28 protein-coding genes are annotated in these 24,527 nt (G+C 37.4%); 10 read left to right on the top strand and 18 right to left on the bottom strand.

The features are described from left to right. Nucleotides 1–2: 2 nt before the first annotated feature. The 6 genes from F994_RS06500 to F994_RS06525 form a co-directional block, all read right to left on the bottom strand. Complete coding sequence (locus tag F994_RS06500) at nt 3–596, bottom strand: uracil-DNA glycosylase family protein (RefSeq protein ID WP_004649433.1); 594 nt, start codon at nt 594–596, stop codon at nt 3–5. Between the two features lie 30 nt (nt 597–626). Then, entirely contained in the window at nt 627–1,337 is a 711-nt protein-coding gene (locus tag F994_RS06505) for an SGNH/GDSL hydrolase family protein (protein ID WP_004649434.1), read from the bottom strand. Between the two features lie 50 nt (nt 1,338–1,387). After that, nucleotides 1,388–2,131 (bottom strand): SDR family oxidoreductase, encoded by a 744-nt coding sequence (locus F994_RS06510; protein ID WP_004649435.1) that lies wholly within the window; start codon nt 2,129–2,131, stop codon nt 1,388–1,390. Nucleotides 2,132–2,159: 28 nt separating this feature from the next. After that, on the bottom strand, nt 2,160–2,858 hold the full coding sequence (locus tag F994_RS06515; protein ID WP_004649436.1) for a histidine phosphatase family protein: 699 nt from the start codon (nt 2,856–2,858) through the stop codon (nt 2,160–2,162). Next, a complete protein-coding gene (locus tag F994_RS06520) occupies nt 2,855–3,976 on the bottom strand; it encodes a phosphotransferase family protein (RefSeq protein WP_004649437.1) in 1,122 nt (373 codons plus the stop codon). The genes F994_RS06515 and F994_RS06520 overlap by 4 nt, the downstream gene beginning before the upstream one ends. Nucleotides 3,977–4,104: 128 nt before the next feature. Continuing rightward, nucleotides 4,105–5,349, bottom strand: a complete 1,245-nt coding sequence (locus F994_RS06525; RefSeq protein WP_004649438.1) for an acyl-CoA dehydrogenase family protein — start codon at nt 5,347–5,349, stop codon at nt 4,105–4,107. A 94-nt stretch (nt 5,350–5,443) separates the two neighbouring features. Here F994_RS06525 and F994_RS06530 point away from each other — a divergent pair, with 94 nt between their 5' ends. Both F994_RS06530 and F994_RS06535 read left to right on the top strand, forming a co-directional pair. Beyond that, the gene (locus F994_RS06530) at nt 5,444–6,361 is read left to right on the top strand and encodes a LysR family transcriptional regulator (RefSeq protein ID WP_004649439.1); all 918 of its coding nucleotides are present in this window, start codon (nt 5,444–5,446) and stop codon (nt 6,359–6,361) included. Between the two features lie 270 nt (nt 6,362–6,631). Then, on the top strand, nt 6,632–7,186 hold the full coding sequence (locus F994_RS06535) for a thermonuclease family protein (RefSeq protein WP_004649440.1): 555 nt from the start codon (nt 6,632–6,634) through the stop codon (nt 7,184–7,186). Between the two features lie 202 nt (nt 7,187–7,388). Here the strand turns inward: F994_RS06535 and F994_RS06540 are convergent, their stop codons facing one another. The 4 genes from F994_RS06540 to F994_RS06555 form a co-directional block, all read right to left on the bottom strand. Continuing rightward, nucleotides 7,389–7,991 carry a nitroreductase family protein gene (locus F994_RS06540; protein ID WP_004649442.1) on the bottom strand — a complete coding sequence of 201 codons (603 nt, stop codon included), beginning with the start codon at nt 7,989–7,991 and terminating at the stop codon, nt 7,389–7,391. A gap of 280 nt (nt 7,992–8,271) precedes the next feature. Continuing rightward, nucleotides 8,272–8,763 (bottom strand): hypothetical protein, encoded by a 492-nt coding sequence (locus F994_RS06545; protein ID WP_004649443.1) that lies wholly within the window; start codon nt 8,761–8,763, stop codon nt 8,272–8,274. A gap of 101 nt (nt 8,764–8,864) precedes the next feature. After that, nucleotides 8,865–10,259: a class II fumarate hydratase gene (gene fumC, locus F994_RS06550; RefSeq protein WP_004649444.1), complete on the bottom strand. Its 1,395-nt coding sequence runs from the start codon at nt 10,257–10,259 to the stop codon at nt 8,865–8,867. Between the two features lie 133 nt (nt 10,260–10,392). Then, nucleotides 10,393–11,400 (bottom strand): NAD-dependent epimerase/dehydratase family protein, encoded by a 1,008-nt coding sequence (locus tag F994_RS06555; RefSeq protein WP_004649445.1) that lies wholly within the window; start codon nt 11,398–11,400, stop codon nt 10,393–10,395. A 71-nt stretch (nt 11,401–11,471) separates the two neighbouring features. On the opposite strand from F994_RS06555, the gene tusD reads away from it, so the two are divergent. Genes tusD through F994_RS06575 form a run of 4 tightly spaced genes read left to right on the top strand, consistent with a single transcriptional unit; the run spans nt 11,472 to nt 12,859 of the window. Beyond that, nucleotides 11,472–11,840: a sulfurtransferase complex subunit TusD gene (gene tusD / locus F994_RS06560; RefSeq protein WP_004649446.1), complete on the top strand. Its 369-nt coding sequence runs from the start codon at nt 11,472–11,474 to the stop codon at nt 11,838–11,840. Between the two features lie 43 nt (nt 11,841–11,883). Next, complete coding sequence (locus F994_RS06565) at nt 11,884–12,234, top strand: hypothetical protein (RefSeq protein ID WP_004649448.1); 351 nt, start codon at nt 11,884–11,886, stop codon at nt 12,232–12,234. Between the two features lie 15 nt (nt 12,235–12,249). After that, a complete protein-coding gene (locus F994_RS06570) occupies nt 12,250–12,534 on the top strand; it encodes a hypothetical protein (RefSeq protein WP_004649449.1) in 285 nt (94 codons plus the stop codon). 13 nt (nt 12,535–12,547) lie between these two features. Then, on the top strand, nt 12,548–12,859 hold the full coding sequence (locus F994_RS06575) for a TusE/DsrC/DsvC family sulfur relay protein (protein ID WP_004649450.1): 312 nt from the start codon (nt 12,548–12,550) through the stop codon (nt 12,857–12,859). A 106-nt stretch (nt 12,860–12,965) separates the two neighbouring features. Here F994_RS06575 and F994_RS06580 read toward each other — a convergent pair whose 3' ends face one another. Further along, nucleotides 12,966–13,865, bottom strand: coding sequence for a LysR family transcriptional regulator (locus F994_RS06580; RefSeq protein ID WP_034696846.1), 900 nt, complete (start codon nt 13,863–13,865; stop codon nt 12,966–12,968). Nucleotides 13,866–13,961: 96 nt separating this feature from the next. Here F994_RS06580 and F994_RS06585 point away from each other — a divergent pair, with 96 nt between their 5' ends. Together F994_RS06585 and F994_RS06590 are read left to right on the top strand one after the other, a co-directional pair. Beyond that, nucleotides 13,962–14,396, top strand: coding sequence for a CidA/LrgA family protein (locus tag F994_RS06585; protein WP_004649452.1), 435 nt, complete (start codon nt 13,962–13,964; stop codon nt 14,394–14,396). A gap of 1 nt (nt 14,397) precedes the next feature. Further along, a complete protein-coding gene (locus tag F994_RS06590) occupies nt 14,398–15,090 on the top strand; it encodes an LrgB family protein (protein ID WP_004649453.1) in 693 nt (230 codons plus the stop codon). A 62-nt stretch (nt 15,091–15,152) separates the two neighbouring features. Here F994_RS06590 and F994_RS06595 read toward each other — a convergent pair whose 3' ends face one another. From F994_RS06595 to ybaK, 6 genes are all read right to left on the bottom strand, one after another. Next, a complete protein-coding gene (locus F994_RS06595) occupies nt 15,153–15,908 on the bottom strand; it encodes an adenosylcobinamide-GDP ribazoletransferase (protein ID WP_004649455.1) in 756 nt (251 codons plus the stop codon). A gap of 2 nt (nt 15,909–15,910) precedes the next feature. Continuing rightward, nucleotides 15,911–16,522, bottom strand: a complete 612-nt coding sequence (locus tag F994_RS06600; protein ID WP_004649456.1) for a histidine phosphatase family protein — start codon at nt 16,520–16,522, stop codon at nt 15,911–15,913. A gap of 29 nt (nt 16,523–16,551) precedes the next feature. Next, on the bottom strand, nt 16,552–17,604 hold the full coding sequence (cobT, locus tag F994_RS06605) for a nicotinate-nucleotide--dimethylbenzimidazole phosphoribosyltransferase (RefSeq protein WP_004649457.1): 1,053 nt from the start codon (nt 17,602–17,604) through the stop codon (nt 16,552–16,554). After that, the gene (cobU, locus tag F994_RS06610; protein ID WP_004649458.1) at nt 17,601–18,122 is read right to left on the bottom strand and encodes a bifunctional adenosylcobinamide kinase/adenosylcobinamide-phosphate guanylyltransferase; all 522 of its coding nucleotides are present in this window, start codon (nt 18,120–18,122) and stop codon (nt 17,601–17,603) included. Before cobU ends, cobT begins: the two co-directional genes overlap by 4 nt. Beyond that, nucleotides 18,119–18,748 carry a 2'-5' RNA ligase family protein gene (locus F994_RS06615; RefSeq protein WP_004649459.1) on the bottom strand — a complete coding sequence of 210 codons (630 nt, stop codon included), beginning with the start codon at nt 18,746–18,748 and terminating at the stop codon, nt 18,119–18,121. The genes cobU and F994_RS06615 overlap by 4 nt, the downstream gene beginning before the upstream one ends. 345 nt (nt 18,749–19,093) lie before the next feature. Beyond that, the gene (ybaK, locus tag F994_RS06620; RefSeq protein WP_004649460.1) at nt 19,094–19,564 is read right to left on the bottom strand and encodes a Cys-tRNA(Pro) deacylase; all 471 of its coding nucleotides are present in this window, start codon (nt 19,562–19,564) and stop codon (nt 19,094–19,096) included. Between the two features lie 632 nt (nt 19,565–20,196). Between ybaK and F994_RS06625 the strand changes: the two genes are divergently transcribed. Then, on the top strand, nt 20,197–21,537 hold the full coding sequence (locus tag F994_RS06625; protein WP_004649462.1) for a dicarboxylate/amino acid:cation symporter: 1,341 nt from the start codon (nt 20,197–20,199) through the stop codon (nt 21,535–21,537). Between the two features lie 651 nt (nt 21,538–22,188). Here F994_RS06625 and F994_RS06630 read toward each other — a convergent pair. Further along, the gene (locus F994_RS06630) at nt 22,189–23,412 is read right to left on the bottom strand and encodes an alkane 1-monooxygenase (RefSeq protein WP_004649463.1); all 1,224 of its coding nucleotides are present in this window, start codon (nt 23,410–23,412) and stop codon (nt 22,189–22,191) included. 190 nt (nt 23,413–23,602) lie between these two features. Here F994_RS06630 and F994_RS06635 point away from each other — a divergent pair, with 190 nt between their 5' ends. Further along, nucleotides 23,603–24,526, top strand: coding sequence for an AraC family transcriptional regulator (locus tag F994_RS06635; RefSeq protein WP_004649464.1), 924 nt, complete (start codon nt 23,603–23,605; stop codon nt 24,524–24,526). Nucleotide 24,527: the final 1 nt, after the last annotated feature.

The following is a 24,527-nucleotide window of genomic DNA, read 5'->3' on the forward strand; positions in this document are numbered from 1 at the left end:
ACTTAAAGTAAGCCTATTTCATTAAATAATTGAGCATAGGCTTCAGCTTTCTTTTCCACTGGCAAAGGATACGCACGTGAAGATGAAGGCATACGGTATAAAGTCATGTCACGTTCAGCGAAATATGTTTTTGAAGACTGTCCAATTTGAGGTTTTTCAGTCCCTTCTGGCATAGAAAGCATTAAAGTATCTGTGGCTTTATCTCCAGTCGTCATCACATTATGGCACTGAGGTATATCTTGTAAAAGTTGTGCTAAATCAGTTGGCTTTGCTATTTGTAGAAATTTATCAGACGCATTGCCTTTTAAACGAATGATCTGATAAGCCGTATCAAAAATAGCAATGCCCTTTTCCATTAGAAAATCACGAATAAGTTGTTCTTTAAAATTTTTATTTGCTAGATCAAGAAAGTGTTCTTTATTTTGAAAGAATACTAAACCAAAAATTTTCCACATATCATTTTGATAATTGGGATAATAAAAATCCATTTTCCAACGTGTTTTAGGCGGTGGAAAACTTCCCAGCATTAACAATTTAGCATTTTCAGGAAGGAATGGCTGAAGTGGATGCGTTTCAATTTCTGGTTCAGTCGACATAACAAGCTATTTCAAAGGATTCTGATTAATTTAAAACATTTTGCGAATTTTTTCTGCGACTTGCTCAGCCCAAAGTGCATATATTTCCTTACTCGGATGAAAACCATCTGCGGCCATTTCTAAATTTAATGTTTTAAAACGAAGTAAATCGTATTCAATCCACTGCATATTCTGTTGTTTTTGCACAAATTGCCCAAGTGCTTGATTCATTTTCTTGGCATATTGACCAAATAACCACGCTAAGGGATTCGGCAAGGCAGGAAATAAATCCATAGGTGGCACACCCGATGCAATAATAATATGAGGGGTGAATTTTTGATTAATTTCGCTGTAAAGCTGCTGTTGTTTTTTAATCCAGTTTTTTGGCTGTGTGAGTTGAGTAATATCATTTACCCCGACAGAGGTAATAACCACATCAAAATGCTGATGAGGCATATTTTGAGCTGTTTCTATAATTTGTGCACTGCTATAGCCCGTTGTAGCCTCTAACATATAACGAACTTCATACTGGTTTTTTAACTGCTTCAATACTGAACCCAGCAAAGCATCTTCCTGTATTTGTACGCCTACGCCTGCCGCAGCTGAATCGCCTAGAATCAAAATTGACAATGGGTTTCCTGCCCCAATCGTTCCCTGACGATTGCCATCGGGTTCAGGCAAACGTAGTGTATTTTTTTTGACTGCATAGCCTTGTATCAGCAGTGCTGGAATTAACACGAGTGTCGAGATTTTTAAAAACATATTTAAGATTCATTTGAAAATAACAAAGGCTCGGTATGAGCCTTTTTAGATCAACCCAATTTATTCACCAACTTTAATGGCAATATTTTCATTGCCAAACCAAGTGGTAACCACGGCCATTGTGGAACATAGGCTTTAACAGGTTCTTTCTCAATGGCTTTGGCAAGTAAATGTGACCCTGTTTTCTCATCCACTTCAAAAGGTAATTTTTTCGCACCTTCATTGAGTTCAGTTCGAATATAACCAGGGAAAATTGTACTAACTTTAATGGGGGTATCAATCAATTCTGCACGAATACCTTCTGCTAAATGTGCTACGGCTGCTTTACTTGCGCCATAAGCAGTTAAATGTTTTGGCATGCCACGCATTGCGCTCATCGATGAAATCATCACCAAATGACCTGAATTTTGTGCACGGAAAATTTCAACAGCAGCTTCACATTGCGCAAGTGCAGAAATAAAATTGGTTTCAACCGTGGCTTTATTAATGGCAAAGTTACCTTTCCCAATACGACGACCATCTCCCACACCGGCATTGACAATAATTCGGTCAATCGTGCCAAATTCTGCTTGAAATACTTTAAATACCTCAAATACTTGATCGTAATGAGTTACATCTAAAGTTTTTGCGATGACTTTAATGCCGTATTTGCTTTCCAGCTCTTGCTTTAATGTCTCAAGACGCTCTAAACGGCGTGCACAAATTGCAAGGTTATAACCTTTTTGTGCAAATTCACGTGCCATACCTGCACCGATACCAGAACTTGCACCAGTAATTAAAATCGTTTTTGCCATGTGGTTTATTTTTCCTATTTTTCTACAATCAAATCCATGTAAGCAATTGAGAGTCTTCAACTTTTATAAAATGATGTTCATTTAAGCTCAGGAGTTGAGGTTCATTTCCAACCAAACGTAATGTGGTCATACTGGTATTGGTAATCGCCCAATTTAAAGCAAAAGTACGATTTGCACTTAACTCAAGTAATTTACCTGCCGCTACTGAAATCACACCACCCGATGTAAAGACCACCGCATAACGAGGTTTGGTTTTTGCAAGTTCATCACTTAAATTTTGCAGTGCTGTTTCCACACGATTTTTAAAATCGGGCCAAGACTCATCATATTCATGGTGATAGTCACCCCCCGTCCAGCGTTCAATCGCACCTTCAAAAATTTTGGCTAAATAAGCACGTGGATTGGTTTCATTTTCCACATCTGCTTTAAGTAAATGTGGTTCATTAAAACGCGGTTCATACTGGGCAAAAACTTGTTGATGATTAAACTCATTCCAAGCATGGTCAGTCACGATACTGGCTTCTGGGAAACATTCAGCCAAAGCTAGATTTGCCGTTTGTTGATGTCGTTGCATCGAACCTGCCACAACATAGGGTTCTTCTTTTAGAATCTTATTAAAATACTGACCTAATAATTTTGCCTGTAATTCACCATTCGGAGAAAGTTTGTCATAACTTTCTGCACCAAAAGAAGCTTGCCCGTGACGAATCAGATAAATTGTGGTCATTTCGCTAAAATTTCCTGTAGTTTGGATATATATTTTTGTGCAATTTCATTGGCTTCGAATTTTTGTTTGCCAATAAGTTTTAAGGCACGAATATGTAAGGCATGAATCACGATCCAAAAGTCCTTAAATGCAGGATTATTGGTTTGCTTATGATAGTAACGATAGTAAATTTGCTGCGCAATGACCGCTAAACGGAAAATACCGAACACTTCATAAAAAGTCCAATTATCAGTGTGTAAACCTGTTTTATCTAAATAATATTTAACCACTTCTTTACGTGTAAACATGCCTTTTAAATTTGTGGGTTGACGGCGTGTAGACTTAAAAATGTGATGGTCTGTTTCTTCTACCCAATAAGCCAAAGCAGAACCTAAATCCATCAATGGATCACCCAAAGTCGCCATTTCCCAATCCAAAACACCAATCACTTCAGTTGGATTTTTGGGATCTAAAATCACATTATCAAAACGCCAATCATTATGAATAATGCAGGTTTTAGAGTCTGGAGGAATATTGTCATGTAGCCATTTGCGCACGAACTTAAATGAAGGCACATTAAGCGTATGGGCTTTTGCATAGCGAGCATCCCACCCTTCAACCTGACGACGACAATAACCGTCGCCTTTGCCTAATTGTTCAAGTTCAGTCCCTTGATAGGGTACTTGGTGTAATTCAATCAGTTTATCAATAACATTGGTACAAAGTTGATGTACATCGGCTTCATCAAATTGCAATTCAGGGGGTAGTTTTGCACGAGGAATAATCCCTTTGATGCGTTTCATCACATAGAAGTCGCAGCCAATAACGGACTCGTCCTGACACAGTGCAACCATTTCAGGCAATGCTGAATAAAAAGGCGCCAGATTTTTTTGTACATGATATTCACGTGCCATATCATGGGCAGATTTAGCTTTAGTGCCTTTTGGGGGGCGACGTAGAATTAAATCAGTATTGTCATATTTTAAACGGTAGGTCCAATTGGAAGCACCACCTGAGTATTGAGTCACTTCAACTTGACCTTGTAGATCAACACCTTGTGTTTTAAGCCAATTTTCTACCGCAACGATATCAAGTTCTTCGCCTTCACGAACATTTCCGCCAACATCAATCACTGACATTCTTATTTCCCTAAATCTTCAATTTAAAAAAGACTTCTTACTTCATTTATACCTTGTTAATTTTCCTGCATAAACAGAAAAATTTAAGCAAAATTGTAAGAGGTCTTATCTAGCATCATTTATATTTTTTAATCTGACTTACGACGTGAACTGTAACCACGTTTTGCCAATTCAAGTTTAGCAATCATGCCTTTATGTACTTCATCTGGGCCATCGGCTAAACGTAGGCTACGTGCTTGAGCAAAGAAACCGGTTAAAGGTGTATCACGTGAAACCCCTGCACCACCATGAATCTGAATGGCCATATCAACCACTTTTTCCAGCACACTAGGCGCAACCACTTTAATGGCAGAAATTTCAGTTAAAGCGGCCATGTTGCCTAAAGTATCCATTTTATAAGCAGCATACAAAGTCAATAAACGTGCTTGATCAATCGCAACTCGTGCTTCTGCAACACGTTCTAAATTGCCACCCAATTTAAGAATTTCTTGACCAAAAGCAGTGCGGCTCATCCCACGGTCAATCATCAACTCTAACGATTTTTCCGCAGCACCAATACAACGCATGCAATGGTGAATACGTCCAGGCCCTAAACGTCCTTGGGCAATTTCAAAACCTTGACCTGCGCCACCAATAAAATTGGTCACAGGGACACGAACATTATCGAAACTAATTTCGCCGTGACCATGTGGTGCATCATAATCACCAAATACAGGCAACATACGTTCAATTTTAACGCCTGCCGTTTCAACAGGAACTAAAACCATGGAATGTTGATGATGACGATCTTTGGTTTCATCTGGTGTATGAGCCATAAAAATAATGATTTTTGCGTTTGGGTCACCTAAACCTGACGACCACCATTTACGACCATTTAAAACAATTTCATCACCAACGACGACTGCTGTAGCTTGCATATTGGTTGCATCACTTGAAGCAACCTCAGGTTCAGTCATACAAAATACTGAACGGATTTTTCCATCTAATAGTGGCATTAACCATTGTTGTTTTTGTGCTTCACTGCCGTAACGCCACAATACTTCCATATTACCACTGTCAGGTGCATTGCAATTAAACACGGTTGGAGCAATTAAACTGCGGCCTGTAAGTTCAGCAATATGTGCGTATTCTTGAACAGATAAGCCCTGACCTAATTCAGCATCAGGCAAAAACATATTCCAAAGCCCTGCTACTTTGGCTTTACTTTTTAGGGCTTCTATTTGTGTGGGCCATTGCCATTTAGTCCAATCCCCACCTTGATTTAGCTCATGAACTTCATTCCAAAAGTCAGTCTCAATCGGTTCAATTTCATTTTTTATAAAGGCTTTCGTCCGTTCAATATAATCTTGCGCACGTGCTGACAATTCAAACATCTTATGATCCCTTAAAATATTATGCTAACTTCGCTTTACAACAACATAACCTGAAAACTATTATGAATAAAATGATTTAATTCCATACTCCACTATGAATAATATTCATCATAAAGACATTTTAGACATGGCTGTCTTTCATAAAATTGACATCAATTTATATCCATTATTTATTGCCATTTTTGAACAAAAAAGTATTTCTAAATCTGCCCAGTTACTCTGTATTGGTCAGTCCGCAGCCAGTCATGCCCTGCAACGACTACGACAACATTTGCAGGATGATTTATTTGTCCGTGCTGGCAGTCAAATGTTGCCTACACCATTTGCTGAACGGATTTATCCTGTCATTAAAAATGCCTTGTTTGCGATTCAAAGTATTTCTCTACAAAAGCAAAGTTTTGACCCAAGCATGGTACAAACACTCAAAATAGCCATTCATGATGAAATTGAACCGATTATTTTGCCGAAACTGGTTGAGCATTTTCATCAACTCAATTTAGAGGTGCAATTTTCCAGTATTAAATTAGACCGTAAAAATGTGCTAACCGATCTGGCCACGCAACAAATCGATTTTGTCATTGATTTAGAACAAAATTTTACTGATAAAATTCAATTTAAAACATTGGTACAAGACCAATTTGTCGTCTGTACTCAGCAGCAAAGTATGACGGCTGAAATTTATTTTGCCTTGCCACATATCGGTGTTTCTTCACGACGTACAGGTGTACTGGTTGAGGATATTTATTTAAATCGTAAACAATTCTCTCGTCAGATTTTTTTACGCTGCCAACATTATTCAACAGCTTTACAAATTTTAGCGCAACAAGCCGCTATTCTTTTGACCATCCCTAAAAATATGCTGGCTCATTTACACACGGCAGAAGGTTTAAATATTTTTGAGGTACCTGTAGAACTGCCGAATATTAATATAGGCATGTATTGGCATAAAGATTTGCAGGAAAATGCAAGGCATACGTTTTTAAGAAATGAAATTTTAAAAATTTTTGCTTAGGCTATTTGTGTGTGATTGCTCAATTTACTTCGATTATTTTAAATGACAATTCTTGCTTTCTTTTGTTTATTTTACCTTGAGCTTTTATTTCACATTGAACTTGTTGTTTAAATAGTCGAAATGCTGAATTAACAATACTTGCAGCATCATTTGCCTATTTATTCAGCTCTTATTTTTTACGATTTCAATTAAACTAATACTTCATTTCTCTCTGTTTATTGCTGAATTTAGACTGAATTTTTCAAACTAATTTCAACAAAGTTTTCTTTTATGTTGGCAAATCTCTCCCCTGTTTGGCTTATGGTTTTAGGCTTCATCTGTTGTCTAATTTTTTTATTTATTTTCCGCAAAATTTATACTTTTTTAAGTATTTTTTTTAAGCCTTTTAAAAAGGGAAAAAGCTATTATTGCCGCGTCACTGCCATTAGTGATGGCGATACCCTTACCTGCCATCGCTTAAACTTCCGACGTTCAGAAACCAAATTACGTTTTGCCTACGTCGATGCCCCTGAATCAAGTCAAGCTTATGGCAAAGAGTCAGCACGTCTGATTAAAAGCATGGTGCACCAAAAATGGGTTCGGGTAAAAATTACCGATATTGACCGTTATGGGCGCTGCGTGGGGGTCATTTACCGCTATCGTAAAAGTATGAATGAAGAGATGGTCAAACGTGGTGCAGCTTGGGTGTATGAAGAATACATCAAAGATAAAAAACACCTGCACTATATGATGTCACTGCAAGACAAAGCCAAAAAGCAGAAAAAAGGCTTATGGAAAAGTAGCCGTCCTATACGTCCAAGTGTCTATCGTAAACAAAGCAAATAGACTTTTATCCATAATCAAAGTTTAAACAGGTCAGATGCGCCAATTCACTATAAATGATTTGGTGTAATGCCTTCATCTGACTGAATAGCAATTTGCAATCGATGAACACTGTACCTCGCCTTAAAATATCAAACACCCGATGAAAGACATCAGGCGTTTGATTTAAATAGCTTAATTCTTATTGTAGGGTTAAAGACTCAAATTATTTGAAGACTTTAAAACGCACAGCATCATCTATATAAGATTTGTCTTTCGCTTCACCTTCAACAGAACCAAAAACCAACTGGGCACGAAGTTTCCAGCTTGCAGGAATATCCCATTCTGCATGTACTTGTTCATCGACAATTGGGTTGTAATGCTGAAGTGAAGCACCTAAGCCGTCCGTATGTAATGCAGTCCAAGTGGCAAACTGTGCAATTGCCGTTGAATGTTCTGCCCACACTGGAAAATTATCTGCATAAGATGGAAACTGCTCTTGCAAGCCTTTAATCACATCTAGATCTTCAAAAAATAAAACCGTACCCACACCTGCTGCAAAGCTATCCATTTTGGCATCGGTTTTTGCCGCAGCGTCGGCATCTTTTGCATAAGATTTCAATTTTTCTTTCACAAAGCCCCAAAATTTTTCATGCTCAGCATTAAATAAAATGACGGCACGTGATGATTGTGAGTTAAACGATGATGGACTTTGCTTAATCGCATGTTGAATCAAATCAGTTAAATGTTCTGGGCTTTGCTCTACATTTTTACCCACTGCATAAATTGTACGGCGTTTATTAATTAAATCTAAAAATTGATTCGACATTTAATGAAATCCTGTGATATTTCCTCGGGAAGATTTTAAACAACCAGCAAACACTATTAAGAAAATGTGAAATATCAACTTTCATAACAGTACACATGCAAAGGTGTTGTCGTCATACCATATGCAATAATAATTCCAATATCTAGTACATTTTATTGATAATTAAATCTTTAATTTTTTATATAAAATATTCTATTTAATTTTAACATCTTGATTAACCGCAAAATAATATTAAAAAATCCTCCAATTTTGGAGGATTTTTACAACATTTTATTGAATTTTAGAATTTTGCATTCAAAATGCTTTGCGATACTTTATTCTTCCAAAGATCACGTAAAGTCGGTAAATAGAATTTTTCACCAATTTCAACCAATTCGGCATCAATCAATGCATGAATTTCGTGCATAAATAAATAATCCAATTCGACTGCTTTCAATTTTTTATTGGTTTTAGCAAATGCCTTACGCTTTTGTTGCGCAGTTTTAACCAATTGATCTGCATAATTCTTATTTTTAAATTGAGAAATAGCATTTAAACGTAATTCAATTACGCCCCAACCGGTTAATAATAATTTGAACAACTCAAAATCTTCTGTGGTTGATTCCCAAGTCATTTCATCCAAATTTTCATCATCTGGAAGAACAGGAAGAAGAAGTTCCATAATACTCGGAAAAATCTTTTTAAAATTCAAAATAAATTTAACAGGATGCTCACCCGGATAATCCTTAAATTGCACCTTTTTCTGAACATCCGTTAAATAAACATCAAGCATAATCAATCATCAGCAGTTAATTTCAACGTATATTGTACGCACTTATGTATGAGATAAAAACCACTGATGATCAATTGATAAAACTTCAAGCCATCAAATGATTATTTGCTGTTAGGTGAAACCATATTTTCAGGAATCACCACGGCATCAAACTGTTCTGCGGTCACTAAGTTCAATTCAACAGCCACTTGTTTCAAAGTCTTACCTTCTTTATAGGCTGTTTTTGCTACTTTCGCGGCATTTTCATAACCAATTACAGGGTTTAAAGCAGTAACCAGCATGAGTGAGTTATGTAGGAAATAATCAATTTTTTCACGGTTAGGTTCAATCCCTTCAGCACAATGATCATTGAAACTATTACATGCATCACCCAGCAACTGAATGGATTGTAATAAGTTAAATGCAATGACTGGCATAAAGACATTTAGCTCGAAGTTACCAGAAGCACCAGCGACATTAATGGTCGTATCATTCCCCAGCACTTGGGCAACCACCATAGTCATGGCTTCACTTTGAGTTGGATTCACTTTACCCGGCATAATGCTTGAACCCGGTTCATTTTCAGGAATCCGAATCTCACCAAAACCACAACGAGGACCACTGGCTAACCAACGAATATCATTGGCAATTTTATTTAAGCTAGCAGCTAAAGTTTTTAAAGCACCTGACGCAAAAACTGCGGCATCACGCCCTGCTAAAGCTTCAAATTTATTGGGTGCAGTCACAAAAGGTAAATCTGTTAATGTTGCCAATTGTGCTGCTGCTTTTACCGCATAATCAGGATGAGCATTTAACCCAGTTCCAACTGCCGTACCACCTAAAGGTAACTCATATAAACCCAATAAGGCATAATCTAAACGTTTTAAACCATGATCAAGCTGAGAAACATAGCCACTAAATTCCTGACCCAGTGTTAATGGCGTTGCATCTTGTAAATGGGTACGACCTATTTTCACAATATCAGAAAATTCTTGAGCTTTAGCCGCCAAAGTATCGCGTAAATGTGTGACGGCAGGAATTAGTAATTCATTGATTTGTAAACTGGCTGCCACATGAATGGCAGTTGGAAATGAGTCATTGGTTGATTGCGCACGGTTCACATGGTCATTGGGATGTACTGGTTTTTGCGAACCCAAAGGATTCCCCAGTTTTTGATTGGCAATGTTGGCAATCACTTCATTACAGTTCATATTACTTTGCGTACCAGAACCTGTTTGCCATACCACCAATGGGAACTGTGCATCCCAATCACCCGAGATCACTTCTTCTGCCGCATCCACAATATAATGTGACAATTCATGAGGGATTTGATCCAATTCGGCATTGGTCATAGCAGCCGCTTTTTTGACTAAACCCATCGCCCGAATCATCGGTCGTGGTAAACGCTCTTGGCCAATTTTAAAGTTTTGCAAACTACGCTGTGTTTGCGCGCCCCACATTGCCTCACTCGGAACTTCAACCTCGCCCATCGTGTCATGTTCAATACGTGTTTGCATGATTAACCTCATTTCCCTGTAATTTTATAACTTTGCTCTTTCATTATGTTTTGACACATTTAATTATCTTAATCAAACAAATTATAATTGTAAATGATTATTATTTACATAACATTCTAACATCCAAAGCGTTCTAACGTCCTATTAATGTTTGTTGATAAAAGCGCCAAGCATCTTCTATAATTTTGCTGATGTTGCGTTTAGGTTGCCATTTTAAAATTTGATGTGCTTTTTCTGAGCTTGCACCAATCTGATCCAGTTCAGCAGCGGGATAAAATTGCGCCTCAATGGTTTTAATTTCGACTTGAGTGACTTTGGAGATTTCCTTTAGCAGAGCAGCAATCGAAATACTTTGCCCTGAAATATTAAAGGCTTCGCAGACATATTGTTGACCTCTTAACCACTCTAAAGCTGCAATAATGGCATCACAACTATCTAACACATGTAAAAAACCCCGTTCAGCCGTATGATCGATGGTTTGGGCTTGCTGACGCAGTTCAATATATTCGCGTTGCCCTGCTGCAACTTGTAACGCCAAAGGAATAATATTTTTAGGCAATGGCGCAACAAACTCACCTAACACAGCATGTTCAAATGCACCCGCAATATTACTTAGTCTTAAAATTGCAATTTTCCATTCACTATCGGTCAGCGCTGTATCTCGTATAATTTCTTCAATCATTTGTTGTGACTTGATATACGGATTGGGATAAGCATATTTAAATGGTGTATCTTCCGACAGAGTTAAACTTGACTGTCCATAGACCGCCAAACTGGACAAATGGATGAATGTTCGGATGCCTGTACGCTGCATAGCACGCAGTAAGCTCATAATACAACTGACATTATCGTTATAATATTCCAGTGGCTTAAGCGCAGATTCTTCTATCGATTTAAAACCAGCCGTATGAATGACAGCTTCTATCGAATATTGTTCAAAAACTTTATTTAAAGCAGGCGTATTTCTAATATCAATTTTGACAAATGGCACATATCGGCCTGAAATATATTCGAGTCGTTCTAATGTTTGTAAATTTGCATTGGATAAATTATCCACAATAATGACTTCTTGCCCTTGAGCCATTAGGCTTAAAGCAATATGCGAACCTATAAAGCCTAAACCACCAGTGACTAAAATCATTGTATACTACCTTTTTCTTATGAAGTTTGGATGCATCAACATTGGATTGGGCATTCCTAAAGTGAATTTCGATGAGTACCTTATTACTAATTACCTCCGCACCAACCTCGATCTATGCTTGGCATGCGCTTGGCTTAGCACAAGCCTTATACACTAAAAACCAAGCATTTCGCGTTTTTTTCTATCAAGACGGGGTTTCCGTAGCGAATGCTTTACAGTGGGTTCCTGATGACCAACGTAATTTGACCCAAGAATGGCAAAAGTTAGCCATTCGCTTACCCGTTTGTGTCAGTGCTGCATTGGCTCGCGGTATTACCGATCAAGAAAATGCAAAACGACATCAGATTAGCCAACACAACCTTGCTCAGGGTTTTGAATTGGTTGGGTTGGGCGAACTTGCCGATGCAGTGCAGTCAACACAACGTCTTATTCAATTCTAAGATGTTATTTTTTTGAATTTGTTGCTTTTAAAAGGTTAATTGTGTGAAATCTGTACTCGTCATTCTAACTCAAGCCAATCTTGTTAACTTACACGTGCATGAAAGTCTATCGGCAACCATGGTTCTGGCGACTTTTGGCTGTGAAGTCAAAGTCTTACTGCAAGATGGGGCTTTGAGTTTATTAAATTCAGAATTACAATTTGAACAAATGAAATATGCATTTAAAATAGCGTCGAATATGGTCGATAGCTTTGAATTTTACGATCTCACCCCAGTTTTGGTTGAAAATCAGCATAAAGATGCTTACTTTGTGACTCAAGCGCAACAGGATATCGAGTTTATTGAGCTTAATCACGAGTTCATTCAAAGTTTTGATTTTGTACTGTATTGGTAGAAGAGTAAAATAATCATGTCAAATAAAAGCTTATATTTGCTGCAAAGTAATTTTTCAGCGACTCCCGCTGTAGTGGCAAAATTAGAAAAAATGTATAGCCCTGAAGATAGCGTAATTTTAATGGGTGAATCTGTTTTACAGCTTGAGCTGCCTTTTTTGCAACAATTAAATTGTATTTATGTACTTGATACCGATGCAGAAATTTTAGCGGGTCAAGACGTAAAGAATATGCAGATTATTTCTTATGCTGAATTTGCAGATATTTGCTTAACTCATACCCGTTGTATTCGTTTGAACTAATTTGAGATTAATGATGAATTTAGAACTCGATCAAGATGGTCACTTAATCGATTATACGATTTGGAATGAAGCTGTGGCGCAAGAATTAGCCAGTAGCCTGAATTTAAAACTAACCGCATGGCATTTTGAAATCTTACATGCAGTACGCCAATTTTACGCCCAGTTTGGTCATTCACCTGCGACTCGCCCACTAATTAAATTCCTGATGAAAACGGTCAGTGCGGACATTAATAATGCTGTGTTGCAAGAGCAATTTAATACTGGCTTGGTAGCGCGTCATTTAAGCCGTTTGGCAGGTATTCCTAAACCCCCAAATTGTTTATAAATTTTATTTTAGATTTTGGGGCTGTGGTAAATAGTGTGCAACAATGACCAATAAAGCCCTTACAATTCAACATATCAGCACACTTTATTTATTTTATAAAGCATGATTAGAAGTGAATCTGATCCTGATTTTCTTCAATTATTTTTAACCATGCTCGTGTCGCAGGACTCATTGCAACTGTGGTATTCCATGCCATGCTTAAGGTCCAGTTTAAATTTGGGTTTTGCAGAACACTAATATTATATTTTTCCTGATCTAATTGTTCACAATAAATTTTCGGTAATAATGCTATTCCAACATCAGATTCAACCATTTTTGCAATAAAGTCCCATTGACTGCTTTTACACACCACCTTTGGTTCAAAACCGACATCGTTTGCAGCGCGTATAATCATATGATTTAAGCTAAAAGTATCCGCATACAGTAAAAAAGATTCTTCTTTTAATTCAATCAAAGAAATACTTTTTCGGTCTTTCCAGTGGCTTTCTTTACGTGAAAGTAAACATAAGGGCGAATCCATAATAGGAATGCCGCTTAAGATTGGCTTTAAGTGACCCAATAAAATACCGACATCAATGGTTTTCGCCAAAATAGCATCTTCAATACCCGTTGCGCCCACTTCTAAAAAACTCAGCTCTATATTTGGATATTGCTTATGAAATTTAGCAATTAAGGTACTTAGCAATACCGAACCTAAAGGTGGTAAGCCTAATATTAATTTTCCTTGTTTAAGATGACGAACTTGAGCCACGGTTTCAAATATGCGTTGTTGTTGTTCAAGTATCACCAAAGCATGTTGATAAATTTGCTCACCCATATAAGTCAAGGCCACATCTCTTTTTCGCCCTGCCTGACCTTTATGAAATAGCGGTACGCCCATTTCTTGTTCTAAATGATGGATGGCTTTGCTGATTGTAGGTTGAGTGACACACATTTCCTCTGCTGTCCGTGTAAAACTTTGTAGCTGCACAATTTTTACAAACATAGTCAGACTTTTAATATCCACAAAACATTCCATTTAGGCATAATCTTTTTTTTATTATTCATAATATAGTGATCTGGTCAAACCTAAAATAATCCCAAGCTTTTAGATCAACTTAATATGTCTACTTCCGCACTTCCTCCCAAGTTGCACCATCTGGTTCAAGTGGTTCTACAACTGAGTTTACTTATCGTGATTTGGTGGATCGCATCCATAATTCAACAGCAACTTAATTTACCGATCTCTGCCGGTGTAATAGGACTTTTGCTGGTTTTATTGGCGTTGTTAAGTGGCATATTTAAGTTGCAATGGATTAAAACAGGATCAGATTTTATTTTGGGCGAGTTGGTTTTATTATTTGTTCCATGTGTGGTTGGCATTATTAAATATAAAGATCTTTTTTTAACTCAAGGTTGGCAACTGGTTCTGGCTGTATCTATAGGCACAATCTGCGTGATGCTTACAACAGCATATAGCGTGTATTTCGGCTTTAAATTAGAAGCTTTGTTAAAGCAGAAATTTTATTCTAACCCACCAATAAAGCAGGAAAAATAAGATGAATTTAATTGCAATGCTATGCTTTGTTGGCACATTCATCTGCTATGTATTGGTTAAAAAGCTCCATAAAAAATACCCCTATATGCTTTTAGCGCCTGGAATTTTGGTACCCTTTATTATCATTGTATTTATGCTGATATTTCATGTGTCCTACGAGACTTACATGATTGAAAGCCAATGGATCATCTGGATGCTTGGTCCTGCAACAATTGCGTTTGCTATTCCTATTTATGAATATCGACAAGTGATTAAAGAGCATGCGCTTGCAATCAGTTTGGGCATTATCATTGGCATGTTTGCTGGTGTGGTGAGTTCATTTTATTTGGCAAAGTTATTTAGTTTTAACTCAGAAACATCCTACAGTTTAATGGCACGTTCTATTTCCACACCTTTTGCCATGGAACTGACTTCAAATATTGGTGGATCGGTTGAACTGGTGATTTTATTCACCATGATTACGGGCATCGTTGGTGTTGCTATAGGTGATCTTATTTTACTTGGCTTAAAGCTTAATTCACAATTTGCCCAAGGGGCTTCATTGGGGAATTCTGCACACGGTTTTGGAACCAGTAAAGCCTTTATGCGGCATCGTGAAGAAGGCGTAGTGGCTTGTTTAACCATGGTACTTGCGGGTATTTTTATGGTTTTGTTTGGACCCATGATGATTCAATTTACTGTGACTTACTTATAATTAATTTTCAAGTTTAAATATAGGCGTAATTTTATGTAAATTACGCCTAATTGAGTGAAAATTTATATCCAATTTATAGGCAAATAAAAACTTAATAATACAAAACTAAAGACACTCACTGTTTCACAAATTTCAATACTTGCGCCTACTGTATCTCCCGTAATACCACCAATCCGCTGCATAAATTTACGCCGTAAATAAACCAAGGTCATCATAAAAACCATTGCCGTAAAAATACCTGCTAAAGAAAAATAGACAGATGCCAATAAACACAGTGTAAAAACCATGACTGCTATAGTTTTAGGAATAAATTCTGCAACCGAAGAACCTAAGCCTTTTTCACGTACATATTGCGTGGTTAAAAATAAAAATAGTGGTGCTAAACGCCCCAATACCGGAAATAAAAACAGAGCTGAATAAAGTTGTTTTTCTAATAATACATATAGTGCTGACCACTTAATTAAACATAAAATAATTAAGCTGAGCACCCCAATTGGCCCGCAACTTGGGTCCTTCATAATTGCTAAAGTACGTTCTTTATCGCCAAAACCACCGACCCAAGCATCTGCTGTATCCGCTAGTCCATCTAGATGTAAGCCGCCTGTTAGCCAAATCCAAACCACTAAAAGTAAACTGCTGAGTAAAATAATCGGTAGTGCATGCAATAATGAAGCTATGACAAATAAGATTGCACCAATAATCAAACCAATCAGTGGGTAAAACAGTAAAGATTGACCATTTTGCTGTTTGCTTGGCATTTCTTTCAAATGAATCGGAAATGTCGTCAGAAACTGTAAAGCAATCAAAAATGGCGTCATGATTATTCCTCCTTCAGCAAATGTACCGAAGCATTATCTTGAATGACAAAGGAATTGAGTTGTCCCAATTCTGCTGTCATTTTGAGAATATCATCCAATCTATGATTCAAAGCGATGCATTTAAGCAACTTAATCACGCCTCCATGTGTCACCACCAAAGCGTGTTGCCAACCATTTTCTAACATCTGTTGTTGCATATTGATCATGCTTTTAGTGATTCGCTGATGAAAATTTTGCATATTTTCTGCATTGGGCGGCGTAAATACAGTTGGTTGTTGCCAAAAATTTGCCAGTAATTCAGGTTCATTTTCATAAATGACTTGAGTCGGCAGTGCTTCCCAATCCCCAAAATGCATTTCTTGTAAATCTGCATCATAAAAAATCGGTTTGTGCTGTTGTGCTGCGACAGTTTCGGCAAATAAGCGGCAGCGTTTTAATGGTGAACTAAAAATCACATCCCATGCTGCCTGTTGTTGTATGGAAGCCTGTAAAGACTGATCTATGGTTTGCTGCATCTGCGACCAACCCAACTCGGTTAAATCATCATCTGTAGAACCCCGTAAGGTATGACTTAAAGTCGTTTCACCATGCCGTAATAGATCAATCTTTAACATCTGCAATACCCTATGCAATCATTCTGGAATTAAACTTTTTCACCAATCACCGCAGCTTCTGCAAAAGTTGCCATATGATTATGAAGACTACATGCCAGTTTAATCAGCCCTAAAGAAGCCCCTGCACCACTGCCTTCTCCCAAACGTAAGTTTAGTTTGAGCAAAGGATTTGCCTGAAGTTCTTCTAATAATCGACGATGACCATATTCTGCTGACTGGTGTCCAAACAACATCCACTCACGCACTGCTGAATTTAAACGGACTGCCACCAGTGCTGAAACCGTCGTAATAAAACCATCAACCACTATAGGAAGTCCAAGTTGGGCACAGCGGATATAAGCACCTGTTATGGCTGCTATTTCCAAACCACCAACTGCGCACAATGCTTTAAAGGCATCTTGCGTGACATAATCTTGATGCAAAGCCAAAGCCTGATTAATGACATTTTTCTTATGAATAAGCTGTTCTTCACGAATACCCGTTCCCACACCAGTTAACTGTTCTGCGGGTTCATTCAATAAAAAGCATGCAACCGCTGAAGCTGAACAAGTATTGCCAATGCCCATTTCACCTGCGACATAAATAGATGCGCCATAAGCAACCGCGTCTTCAACACTTTTACGACCCAGATCCATCGCTGCTATACATTGCGCTTCTGTCATAGCCACCTGTTTAGCAAAGTTCGCTGTGCCCGAAATAATACAATGACGCTCTACACCTGCATATTCATAGGCTTCACCCACTGAACCACAGTCAATCACTTGCAGCTTTGCATGATATTCTTTGGCAATCACACTAATACACGCACCGCCAGTGGTGAAATTTTGTAGCATTTGACGGGTTACCGCTTGTGGATAGGCAGAAATATTTTCTTCCATCACCCCATGATCGCCAGCAAAAATGGTAATCCAAGGTCGATCTACATTTGGACGTGGATTGTCTTGTAAACTTGCCAATAGCACCGCGGTATTTTCAAGTTCAGATAATGAACCTGTTGGTTTGGTCAATTGTAATTGGCGTTCTTCCGCCAATTGTTTTGCTTCCGCACTTGGCGTTTTACATGCATCCAACCACCAGTTCATTCTTTCTCTCCTTTTAACATCATGGGAAAACCCGCAACACAAAATATAACTTTTTCGGCAATTTGCCCTAACTGTTGATGCAAACGCCCAGATTCATCAACAAACTTACGGCTAATTTCACCCATCGGGATGACACCTAAACCGGTTTCATTACTGACTAAAACAACTTCTGCTTGCAAGATCGGTAAAATATCCAACAGCTTTTGGCATTGCTGCATCTGTAATTCAGCATTTTCATGCATCAACAAATTGCTCATCCACAAAGTTAGGCAATCGACAAGAATCAGTTGATTAGGTTGATCTAACTCGATTAGACAATCGGCTAGATATAGAGGCTCTTCAATCACAGTCCAATGTTGTGGCCGTTGCGCTTGATGGTGTTCAATACGCGCCTGCATTTCACGATCGAATGCCTGTGCCGTTGCAATATAAGTCACGTTGAGATTTGAATCTTTCGCTATTTGTTCCGCAAGGCGACTTTTACCCGAACGCGCACCACCTAAAATAAGTTGCATCATGCATTTTCCAATTTAAATTGCTGAAAAGGATAGAGCTGACCTTGTAATATTTTTGCCTGATATGTGCCAAATGTCAGTTGATCTACTGAAAATTCAAAGCTTTTTTGTTCTATGCTTTTAATATGATTAAAAACTAAATCACTATTAAAATCTTGATGATACAAACCTAAAGTTAGATGTGGACAATAGTCGAGCGGTGCTATTTCTTGGCAACTTTGTCCAAGTATATTTCGAAATTTTAAAAGTACATTATTTTCATCAATAATTTCGACAAATAATGCACTTTCAAAGCTATTGATACGGCCCGTTTTTAATTGAATTTTCTTGGGAAAAATATGGGTTAAATCTTGAATGTGTTGATGCAGTTTTTCAATGCCAAAATCATCATCCAGAATTGGGTTTTGTTCAGTTATAAAGCCACAGACAAATAAAGTAATATGAAATTGGCGGTTATTTGGCGTATATAAAAATTTGGAAAAATCTGCACGTAGTTGATTTAAATAATCTAATAATTCTGGATGCTCAATTTCAATGTACCACAATGAAAAATGCTCACGACCACGGTGCCATTCGGGATAATCCCCTGCAAGGGTAGGAACAACTGACGTAGAAGGTTTTAAAAACACGCGTAAATCACTTTAAAGTCAACCTTGTTATTAAAGCATGGAAATGCTGACTTTCTTAATCTGTTGATTTAGTAACATTCAGAAAAAAGTGAATTATATTCAGTTTTTATCGTATTAAAGCGTGTCAGTAACATATAACGCCTCAATAACTTCCTCATCGTGAGCCAGTCATTAAAACGGAGATCATGCGTTGCAAAAAATATTTAAAGAATGTCGTGACATCATGGCATGTGAACATCTATTACATATAATTTATGGTTTATATTTTTATCAAAATTGAGGATAAAAATGGCAACCTGATGACACCTATAAAGCTATCTTTTTTGACTCGTTTTATGACCCGTCCTAATCTTGATCTAAAACATCTGCAAACTGCGCACCTAGAACGTGGACTAAATCTTGCGGTTTGACTCCAATATCTAGACCTCGTTTTCCACCACTGACGTAAATTTTATTTAATCGTTCTGCTGAACGGTCAACAACCGTTTTTAAACGCTTTTTCTGCCCTACTGGACTAATACCACCCACCAAATAGCCTGTTAAGCGCTCGGCATCTTTAGGGTCTGCCATCTGTAATTTTTTAGCACCAACTGCCGCAGCAATTTTCTTTAAACTTAACTGATGTGCAACAGGTAAAACTGCTACATAGTAATTCTTGCTGTCTGTTACCAATAAAGTTTTAAAGACTTCATGCACTGCTAAATTGAGCTTTTCGGCAGCTTCAAATCCAAAACTTTTAGCATTTACATCATGCTCATATTCATGGATAGAAAATTCAATTTTATTTGATTTTAAAACTTTGCAAGCTGGTGTCATTTTTTAATGATGTAAATAGTTGGTTTGCGAAATTATATGCTTTTTTTAAAGTGAATGTTTAGCTTGCTTAGGCTATTTACGCTTAAATTAATCTCTCATCAAGTCTGCTAAAAGCGAATATTTTTACTTGGGATTTAGAACCGAGTTTCGTATAAATGTCATTATGCTCATACAATTTTAGTTGCTTTAAAGACTTCATCAATAAAAATCTAATCTTTTATTTAGCCGTGATAAATCCATTCTAATAAAAAACATGAATATTGTGAGTTCATTATTGACTTAAATTTTGCCCTCTAGATCATTCATACAAAAAATACCAATATACCTTATATGCTTTTATAATTTAGATCAGTTTTTTAACTTTAATTTTTAAAAAACAGTTATTTATTGAATATATCATATAAAACATAGATTTATACGCACCATATTAGTGCCTACTATAACATTTTAAAATATACTTTTATATCTTAAAGATATAATTTCCAAAATTGGTATTTCTGAAATTTATGATGGAGTTGGCTTTTTCTTCTTTACAATGCTTCTTTTTCCTCCTTTCTGAAGTACCGATATTGCTGAGCGATTCAGTACTTTAGCAATTTAAAAATCTTTCCATCGTAAAAGGTATGCAGATAATGGATTTCAGTACCCTTGAACCAGAAGTTATAAAGAAGAAACAAAAGTTTCATCAGATCTTATATGTACAGGTCATCTTTGCAATTATCTTAGGTATCCTTTTAGGACATTTTTATCCAGAATTTGGTGAAAGCTTAAAACCTTTGGGTGATGCTTTTATTAAGATCGTTAAAATGATTATTGCGCCTGTAATCTTTTTAACAGTTGTGACTGGTATCGCCAGTATGACCAATATGAGTCGTGTTGGTCGTGTAACTGGTAAGGCAATGTTGTACTTCTTTACTTTTTCTTCACTTGCGCTTGTTATAGGCATGATTGTGGCAAACATTATTCAACCGGGTAAAGGCTTGAATATTGATCCAACCACTCTAGCAAATGATAAAGTCGCGGGTTATATAGAAAAAGCGCACGATGCGACATTAGTCGACTTTTTCATGAATATTATTCCAAAGACTTTAATTAGTCCCTTAGCGGAAGGAAGTATTCTACAAGTTCTATTCGTCGCCGTTTTATTTGGTATTTCTCTAGCTGCAATTGGTGATCGTGGTCGTCCTATTGTCGATATTTTAAACAACCTGACAGCACCCGTATTTTACCTAGTCGGTATGCTAATGAAATTAGCTCCTATTGGTGCATTTGGTGCAATGGCATTTACAATTGGTGCTTATGGTATTGAATCTATTGGTAATTTATTATTACTTATTATGACATTCTATATCACTGCGCTGTTATTCATCCTTATTATTTTAGGTGCTGTTGCTCGCTATAATGGTTTCTCAATTTTAGCGCTTATCCGTTATATTAAAGATGAATTATGGCTCGTCTTGGGAACGAGTTCTTCAGAAGCGGCTTTACCCTCTCTTATGCATAAAATGGAAAAAGCAGGCTGTGAAAAATCTGTAGTCGGTCTAGTAATACCAACAGGTTATTCATTTAACCTTGATGGCACTAATATTTATATGACTATGGCAGCGCTATTTATTGCCCAAGCCTGTAATGTCGATTTATCCATTGGTGAACAATTCGCCTTATTACTTGTTGCAATGGTCAGCTCTAAAGGTGCGGCAGGCGTAACAGGTGCAGGTTTTATTACTCTAGCTGCGACACTCTCAGTTGTACCTGCTGTACCAGTTGCAGGTATGGCACTCATTTTAGGCATTGACCGTTTTATGTCGGAGTGTCGTGCATTGACCAACCTTGTTGGTAATGCCTGTGCGACCATTGTCGTTGCGCGTTGGGATAATGCTTTAGATAAAGAAGTTTTAGATGGAGTATTAAACAAACCAAAACAATCAAAAGAAGTTTTAGATGAAGTATTAAACAAATCAGAACAGTCATAAGTTTCTGTTGTTTAAAACAAAAAGAGCCTACTCAGGCTCTTTTTTTATCTAATCATTAAAGTGATCAAAATTAATGATTAGATAAAAAATTTGCGCGGGATAGCACTTCACTCGATTGCTTCGGATAATTGACGAAGTGAATTTCTAAAGCTTTATTGCTATCTACACAATACAACATTATTTTATTCTCATATAAATCAAAACTTAATAACAAAAGCCCCCTAACCCATTAATGCCAGTCAGTTAAGCAATTGACTGGCATTTTATTTTTTTAATTCATGATGTTATTCGATACACGGAAACGTCATCCGCAACTGTTCGAGGCAAAACTATTTTAAAAAAGTAAGGTTTCTGCGATTAATTGATCAATAAAAGGTATTTCACGAGTTTTGCGGATGACAAATGCTTTTGGTTCTTTTGGCATAACAAAAGAACTAACGAGCTCCAAAGGTCTGATTTAAAAACACAAGACTCCGTCGTGAATAGCTAAAAAGCTAAGGAGTTTATTACAAAACCCCTTAACTGATCAGCATTACCCTAACCGATTGGGCTTTTGTAATCATTGATGACGTTCTACGAGTATTATTCAATTCATGTTTCACATCATTGCTTAGAATAAGTGAATTTAATTCACTGTTCAGCAAACCGCATCTATTCTTCTTTATTTAATAATCGATCAATCACACCAAATTTTTTAAAGATTTTTGCACGGCGTTTCGGATGAATATTGGCTTTATTTAAATCACCTTCATAATGATCAAAAACCCGCTTATCCATCATTTTAAACCATAACGATGGAACTAAAGCGGGCAACAACATGGTGGCATAACCGCTTGGCAATTCAGGCGCTTGCTCAAAATTACGTAACGCTTGAAATGGACGTGTCGGATAAGCATGATGATCCGAATGGCGCTGTAACTGATACAAAAATAAATTGGTGGTAATGTTATTATTATTCCAACTATGTTCTGGCATCGTCCGTGCATAAGAGCCATCTTCTTTTTGATCACGCATTAAACCGTAATGTTCAATATAGTTAATAATTTCAAATAAGCTCACACCATAAAAAGCCTGTGTCGCTAAATATGGAACAATATCTTTACCAAACAATTTCAACATGGTGGCATGAAAACCCGCACTCATCGCCCAACCTTGGAACAGCTCATTTTGAGGACTGAAAAAAGATAAGCCTTTGCGTTTTAGACGATTTTTTTCAATTTCAACGGCAGATTTAAGACCACCGAATACTGTTCTTGGCCAAAACTCATAGAAGGTTTCACCCATTTTCGAAGATGCTGGATCTTCAGGTGTTGCAGCACGTTTATGATGCCCATATGGATGTTCTACACGGAAATGGTTATAAAACAGCGGCATGAGCGTCGCATGTGAAAGATAATGATCTTTTTTATTGGGTCTATGTGACAACTCATGTGCAGTATTCACCCCAATACCATTAATTGCCCCCATCGAAACCCCCAGCAGGATTTGGTCAAGTAACGAGGTTGTTTTACGACTGACTACATAACCTGCAAATACATTTGCTGCCATTTGCAAAGGAATAAATAGTTTTACAATGCGGTCATAATAAGGATCGGCAACCAAAGATGAAATTTGCTCATCACTCGGATTGTTGTTGTCTGTGCCAACAATGGCATCAATACTTGGAATAATCACATGCAGTAATAATGGCCCACCTAAAGCAAAGATTTTTTTCGTCGCTTTAGGACCAAACTGATAGCCTGCCAAAATCCCCATTCCTATGACAGGTAAACCGGGGCTTAATAACCACCAATAGCGTTTTTTATCCAGTGCTAGGCCTGAAGCAATGGGTAAGGTTTGAGTTGTTGTTTGATTTAAATTTACTGGTGCATTCATGCTGGCGACTTCCCTATTTTTTGTTCTACCGTTATATTTCTAGAAATGGGCCATCAAGAACAGTTGTAAACGTCCAAAAAACCTATGCAAACGTCTTTGGCATCAAGAGGCAATATTTGACCTAAAAACACATGCTTGAATGACTCTAAGCTTTTTATAATTTTATTCGATAATGACAGAATGATAAGATATGGATGCTTTAAGTAAAATTTTTGATGATATTCATCTTAATAAATCTGAATATATTTATTTAAAACCTCAAGGGGACTGGGCATATGCCTATCAAGAACAAGGTGCCATGATTGGCTATGTGGTACTGGTTGGTAATCTCACCATTCAATTTGACTCACAAAGCCAACTTCATGTTGAAGCGGGTGATTTAGTCCTGATTCCGTCTGGGCAAAATCATTCTTGTCATAACAATAACAAAAATAATTTAGTTGAAGCCTTAAACATCACCGCACTTTTTGATCAAAAAAGACAAGAGACAATCGAGTTTGGAAGTGCAAGTGGCGAACCTGCTCTCATTTTAGCCATACGCTGTCATATTGATACCATCATGGCACGTCCTTTACTTAACGCCCTACCCAACTATATTCATATTCACCATATTACGGGTAGTAATGCGCCGGAATGGCTGCAAATAGGTTTGCATTTTCTAGCGGTTGAAGCCTACCAAATTCGCCCCGGTCGGGACAAAATTCTCGATCATTTGGTCAGTATTCTTTTTATTGAGTGTGTGCGTGACTATATTACCCAATTAAGTGATTCCAATAATTGGCTTCGCGCACTGGTACATACCGAACTGGCCAATGCTTTAGCCGCCATTCACGGCAAACCTGAACTGGCGTGGACCGTTGAAACACTGGCTGAACAATGCTGTATGTCGCGCTCCAAATTTGCGCCGCTATTTAGCACGATTGTTGGCGAAACACCATTGGCTTATTTACAGCAGTATCGCTTCCGTTTGGCATCTCAATACTTACGCGAAGGACAATGGTCTATTCAACAAATTGCCCATCGGGTCGGTTATTCTTCTGAAACTGCCTTTAGCCAAACGTTTAAACGACTGTTTGATTTAACGCCAAGTCAGTATCGTCAACAATTTCAGTAAG

Origin of the sequence: Acinetobacter bohemicus ANC 3994 (genome assembly GCF_000367925.1) — a bacterium.
GTDB classification, from domain to species: Bacteria; Pseudomonadota; Gammaproteobacteria; order Pseudomonadales; family Moraxellaceae; genus Acinetobacter; species Acinetobacter bohemicus.

Excerpts from the sequence above, each read along its gene's own strand:
- F994_RS06500 (WP_004649433.1), bottom strand. The coding sequence starts at position 596 with ATGTCGACTGAACCAGAAATTGAAACGCATCCACTTCAGCCATTCCTT.
- F994_RS06505 (WP_004649434.1), bottom strand. The coding sequence starts at position 1,337 with ATGTTTTTAAAAATCTCGACACTCGTGTTAATTCCAGCACTGCTGATA.
- F994_RS06510 (WP_004649435.1), bottom strand. The coding sequence starts at position 2,131 with ATGGCAAAAACGATTTTAATTACTGGTGCAAGTTCTGGTATCGGTGCA.
- F994_RS06515 (WP_004649436.1), bottom strand. The coding sequence starts at position 2,858 with ATGACCACAATTTATCTGATTCGTCACGGGCAAGCTTCTTTTGGTGCA.
- F994_RS06520 (WP_004649437.1), bottom strand. The coding sequence starts at position 3,976 with ATGTCAGTGATTGATGTTGGCGGAAATGTTCGTGAAGGCGAAGAACTT.
- F994_RS06525 (WP_004649438.1), bottom strand. The coding sequence starts at position 5,349 with ATGTTTGAATTGTCAGCACGTGCGCAAGATTATATTGAACGGACGAAA.
- F994_RS06530 (WP_004649439.1), top strand. The coding sequence starts at position 5,444 with ATGAATAATATTCATCATAAAGACATTTTAGACATGGCTGTCTTTCAT.
- F994_RS06535 (WP_004649440.1), top strand. The coding sequence starts at position 6,632 with ATGTTGGCAAATCTCTCCCCTGTTTGGCTTATGGTTTTAGGCTTCATC.
- F994_RS06540 (WP_004649442.1), bottom strand. The coding sequence starts at position 7,991 with ATGTCGAATCAATTTTTAGATTTAATTAATAAACGCCGTACAATTTAT.
- F994_RS06545 (WP_004649443.1), bottom strand. The coding sequence starts at position 8,763 with ATGCTTGATGTTTATTTAACGGATGTTCAGAAAAAGGTGCAATTTAAG.
- fumC (WP_004649444.1), bottom strand. The coding sequence starts at position 10,259 with ATGCAAACACGTATTGAACATGACACGATGGGCGAGGTTGAAGTTCCG.
- F994_RS06555 (WP_004649445.1), bottom strand. The coding sequence starts at position 11,400 with ATGATTTTAGTCACTGGTGGTTTAGGCTTTATAGGTTCGCATATTGCT.
- tusD (WP_004649446.1), top strand. The coding sequence starts at position 11,472 with ATGAGTACCTTATTACTAATTACCTCCGCACCAACCTCGATCTATGCT.
- F994_RS06570 (WP_004649449.1), top strand. The coding sequence starts at position 12,250 with ATGTCAAATAAAAGCTTATATTTGCTGCAAAGTAATTTTTCAGCGACT.
- F994_RS06575 (WP_004649450.1), top strand. The coding sequence starts at position 12,548 with ATGAATTTAGAACTCGATCAAGATGGTCACTTAATCGATTATACGATT.
- F994_RS06585 (WP_004649452.1), top strand. The coding sequence starts at position 13,962 with ATGTCTACTTCCGCACTTCCTCCCAAGTTGCACCATCTGGTTCAAGTG.
- F994_RS06590 (WP_004649453.1), top strand. The coding sequence starts at position 14,398 with ATGAATTTAATTGCAATGCTATGCTTTGTTGGCACATTCATCTGCTAT.
- F994_RS06595 (WP_004649455.1), bottom strand. The coding sequence starts at position 15,908 with ATGACGCCATTTTTGATTGCTTTACAGTTTCTGACGACATTTCCGATT.
- F994_RS06600 (WP_004649456.1), bottom strand. The coding sequence starts at position 16,522 with ATGTTAAAGATTGATCTATTACGGCATGGTGAAACGACTTTAAGTCAT.
- cobT (WP_004649457.1), bottom strand. The coding sequence starts at position 17,604 with ATGAACTGGTGGTTGGATGCATGTAAAACGCCAAGTGCGGAAGCAAAA.
- cobU (WP_004649458.1), bottom strand. The coding sequence starts at position 18,122 with ATGATGCAACTTATTTTAGGTGGTGCGCGTTCGGGTAAAAGTCGCCTT.
- ybaK (WP_004649460.1), bottom strand. The coding sequence starts at position 19,564 with ATGACACCAGCTTGCAAAGTTTTAAAATCAAATAAAATTGAATTTTCT.
- F994_RS06625 (WP_004649462.1), top strand. The coding sequence starts at position 20,197 with ATGGATTTCAGTACCCTTGAACCAGAAGTTATAAAGAAGAAACAAAAG.
- F994_RS06630 (WP_004649463.1), bottom strand. The coding sequence starts at position 23,412 with ATGAATGCACCAGTAAATTTAAATCAAACAACAACTCAAACCTTACCC.
- F994_RS06635 (WP_004649464.1), top strand. The coding sequence starts at position 23,603 with ATGGATGCTTTAAGTAAAATTTTTGATGATATTCATCTTAATAAATCT.